Source organism: Synechococcus sp. CCY9202 (assembly GCF_034931685.1).
Taxonomy (GTDB): domain Bacteria; phylum Cyanobacteriota; class Cyanobacteriia; order PCC-6307; family Cyanobiaceae; genus CBW1002.
Genome location: NZ_JAYGID010000037.1, coordinates 1 through 3,491, shown reverse-complemented (window position 1 = coordinate 3,491; position 3,491 = coordinate 1). Strand labels below are relative to the sequence as shown.

Here is a 3,491-nt window from a genome sequence, read left to right as displayed (position 1 = left end):
TATGTCCCGTGGAAGAACCGCCACCTTTGTCTGCACCTTGATCATCGTCGGTACCTGCGGCCTGGATCACATTCAGCCCATGGCGCACGATCCGTTCGTTGCAGTCGTTGATCACTGACTCCGGCAGGCGCTTCCGGAAATAGACCATCATCGACGGATCAAACGGTGCTGAGAACTGGAATACTTCTAATCCAATGAAGAATTGAAGGTACGGGTTTTCCTTGAGTTGCTCTACCAGCTCATCGTCTGTGATCGCCATACGAGCCTTGATGATCAGTGCACCCAGCGCCATTCGAAATGGCTTGGCAGGTGCCCCAAAGCCTTTGCAGAACTGCGACGCGTAGTCGTCCTCCAGCTCATCCCAGGGAATGAGCTCAGCAAGCTTGATCCAGCGATTGTCACCAGAGAGTTTGCCGCCAAACGGCAAGAAGAAATCCTCAAACGAGAGCTGATGACGATGCTCGCGCCGATACATGTGGAAAACTCTGGACTGCTTTTTCGGCGATCTCGAGCCGAATTGAGCACATTCTACAGTTGAAAACTGCTCGGATCCACTGCGGTGCAGCCGCTTTGCCCTTTTTCAGGAGGTCCTATTCAGTGCTGACAAACCCGAAAATAACGGCTTGCCAATTTAATCTTGGTGTCTGCATGACACTGCAGCCTGGTTCCGATCCTCTGAACGCTGCCTCTGAGTGGCAGGTAAGGAGTGACTGGAGCAGCAGAGAGCTGCGGGGGCCTGGCCACTCCAGGGGCTTGTTCGGAGTGCCCCCATTCTCTCTGATCTGGCGAATGCCCAGGACTTGCTACAAGTCTGTAAGGAACTTAAGCCTGCATGGCTCTTGGCTTGCTCTCGAGTCTACGTTTTTGTTGATCTTCAAGAACAAGGATGAGAGCTCATGAACGTTCTCTGGTTTCTGCTGGTGGGGGTCATTGCCGGTTGGCTCGCTGGTGTCCTGGTCAAAGGCGGTGGCTTCGGCCTGATCGGTGATCTGGTTGTCGGCATCATCGGGGCCCTGATCGGTGGCCTGCTCTTCAGCGGTCTGGGTGGTGTCTTCGGAGGGGGTGTGCTGGGGAGCATCGTGGTGGCCACGCTCGGCGCCGTGATCCTTCTGGTGGTGCTGCGGGTGATCAGGCGCGCCTGAAGGGCGAGGCTCCATATAAAACCCCTGGGGCTGATTAGACCCAGGGGTTGAGCATGCTGATGACTCAGTTGCAGTCGCTTCGCTTGGTGTAGGTGATCGACTGATAACGGCCGTCGGTGGTGCGAATCGTCACGCAGTTGTTCGTGGAGGGCTGCTCCCAGTAGGTGAAGGAACTGTCGGCCAGCTTGGTGCCACCGCGGTAGGTGTAGCCCTTCGATGTCAGGGTTCCTTCGGCCTGCCCCCCCCTGGCGCCCACCAGCGATTGCAGATCGGACACCGGAGCGCCCTCCCGGGCCGGCTCGGTCGTAGTGATGGGCTTGCCGGAGATCAGACCGCCGATCAGGGCACCCACCGCGGCACCCAAGAGCGTGCTGGAATCAGCCTTCTGGCTGGAATCATCGAATCGGGCGTCGGGGTTCTCGACACGGTCGAGCCGAACGGAGAGCTTGCGGGGTTCCCCGTCGTTCCAGCTGAACACCTCATAGTCCGACTGGGCGATGTGACTGACGCTGCGAATTCCGTCGTAGGTCTGCACACTCAGCGCCTGCACATTAGGACCCGAGAAGCTGAACTCCGTGCCGTCATCGAGCTCCACGACATAGGCATCGGTGTTGCCTGCCTTTTTGTGCTTGAAGGTGCAGTGTCCATTGAAGGCTGCGTAGCCACCGCTCATGAGCTTGCAACGGCCCTGGGCCCTGACCAGCACCTCGGCCATGGCCGCCGGGGCGAAGGGGGCGGACATGCCCGCCAGCAGAAGGCCAGCGCCGAGGGCTGCAGAGGTTTGACGAAAGCTGCGAACCATAGTTAATGCGGAAAGAGAAAGTCTGATTAGACCGCCTGATTGTGACAGGAAGCGTATGAGGCATAGCACACGCTTCAGGGATAGGCCATGCTGATTGGACCATTTGCTCACCGTCTTGCCCCTTGGTTCCCCTGATCAAACCGAACAGCGTCAGCGCGGCCAGCAGCGGACAGATCAGCTGCTGATCCACCCGTATGTTGGTCTCAGGCGTGCGTAGCTGCACCAGGGCCTCCCACCAGGCGGCATACACTCCCCAGGCCAGGGAGGCCACAGCAGGGGGCGGGCTGACGGCCCGCTGACGGCACCGGAGAAGCGCAGCAGGGACCAGCCAGCAAGCAGGACCAGGGCCAAAATCAGAATGTGGCCGGGTTGTCCGACCAGGAATTCAGCGAGGAGGGCCACCGTTCACTACCGAGGGCTCCTACAGGAGCGTCAGAGTTTCCTTGCCTAGAACAGAATACCGCCACAAGCGAGAAGGCACTGATGCAGCTGCCCATCCTTGACCAGGAACGAGCTGATGAACGTTGCCTGGGCGGCCAGGCTCTCATCCAGGCTGGGAGGTGGGCGGAGGGCCCCGGTGACAGCCCAGCGATCACTGCTCTGCTGGAGAGCTGCTTCCCCACCCCAGCGGAGGCCAGGCTGGTCATGGCACTGCGCCAAGCCGGGCGGCTCACGGTGTCCCTCGTCGCTACAGATCAGGAACAGTTCGTTGGCCATGTGGCCTTCTCGCCGGGCAGCACGACGGCGGGACCTACCGGCGTTGGTCTGGCTCCACTGGCCGTGGCATCAACCTACCGCTGCCAGGGTATTGGCGCCCAGCTGTGGCGAGCAGGGCTGGACGTTGCCAGCCAAATGAGGCACACCTGGGCTGTAATGTTGGGTGAGCCCGGCTACAATGAGGGTGAGAAGGCCGATCTCGGCGGCTTCCCGCTTGGTGCAGGCGCCGCTGACCTGCATCGAATCGTGCATCAGCTGGTCGTCGATGACGATGTTCGTGCGCATGGGCGGCCTCCCTGATGTGTAGAGAGTAGTTTTGTCATAAACATTTTGCTTGCTCGCGCTGGCGGCCAGCTTGCGCGCCAGCGCAAAGGGCCCCCTCGGAGGGCATGAAGCGGGGCCTTTTGACGTGACGGCCGGGAGCGGCCGTAGTGATGGGTGATGCGCTTCTCCATCCCGATTCCATGGGCAGCTGCAAAGGCCAGGGCAGAGAACCCGGCCAGGGCAAGCAAATGCAGGGGCGATGACTTACTCCCCGTCCCCCAGGAAGATCAGCGAGTCCCGGTTCACCCACAGCACCCGGCCGCTCTGGCCGGGGTAGCCCACCCGGCACCAGGTGCCCTGGCTGTTTGAGGTGCACGCCAGCTTGTCGAGCGTTTCCCCCGACACCCCCATCCCCGCGATCGCGGCACCGTAGTTGGGGTTGGCGTACAGGGTCACCGTGGGCTGACCATGGCCGCTGAGTTTCACCTTGCTGTGGGCCTGGTGATCCACGGCCGCTGCGGGCCGACTCTTGACGTTGGAGACGGCGATTCGGTTGCCATCGCCGT

General features: G+C 60.8%; 5 protein-coding genes and 1 pseudogene. 2 read left to right on the top strand and 4 right to left on the bottom strand.

Annotation, left to right across the window (positions count from 1 at the left end):
* Positions 1-475, bottom strand: a 475-nt coding sequence (locus VB777_RS05610; RefSeq protein WP_323247616.1) for a transposase, incomplete at its 3' end; no start/stop codon positions are given.
* 421 nt (positions 476-896) lie between these two features.
* Between VB777_RS05610 and VB777_RS05605 the strand changes: the two genes are divergently transcribed.
* Positions 897-1,142 carry a GlsB/YeaQ/YmgE family stress response membrane protein gene (locus VB777_RS05605; RefSeq protein WP_197158768.1) on the top strand — a complete coding sequence of 82 codons (246 nt, stop codon included), beginning with the start codon at positions 897-899 and terminating at the stop codon, positions 1,140-1,142.
* A gap of 64 nt (positions 1,143-1,206) precedes the next feature.
* Here the strand turns inward: VB777_RS05605 and VB777_RS05600 are convergent, their stop codons facing one another.
* Positions 1,207-1,884, bottom strand: coding sequence for a hypothetical protein (locus VB777_RS05600; protein ID WP_231598019.1), 678 nt, complete (start codon positions 1,882-1,884; stop codon positions 1,207-1,209).
* A 543-nt stretch (positions 1,885-2,427) separates the two neighbouring features.
* On the opposite strand from VB777_RS05600, the pseudogene VB777_RS17365 reads away from it, so the two are divergent.
* Positions 2,428-2,739, top strand: a pseudogene (locus VB777_RS17365) (GNAT family N-acetyltransferase); the annotation flags it as partial.
* On the opposite strand, the gene VB777_RS05595 reads toward VB777_RS17365, so the two are convergent.
* Complete coding sequence (locus VB777_RS05595) at positions 2,731-2,946, bottom strand: type II toxin-antitoxin system VapB family antitoxin (protein ID WP_322758349.1); 216 nt, start codon at positions 2,944-2,946, stop codon at positions 2,731-2,733. The pseudogene VB777_RS17365 and the gene VB777_RS05595 sit on opposite strands and share 9 nt — an antisense overlap.
* A 243-nt stretch (positions 2,947-3,189) precedes the next feature.
* A partial coding sequence (locus VB777_RS05590; protein WP_323247612.1) for a hypothetical protein occupies positions 3,190-3,491 on the bottom strand: 302 nt, incomplete at its 5' end.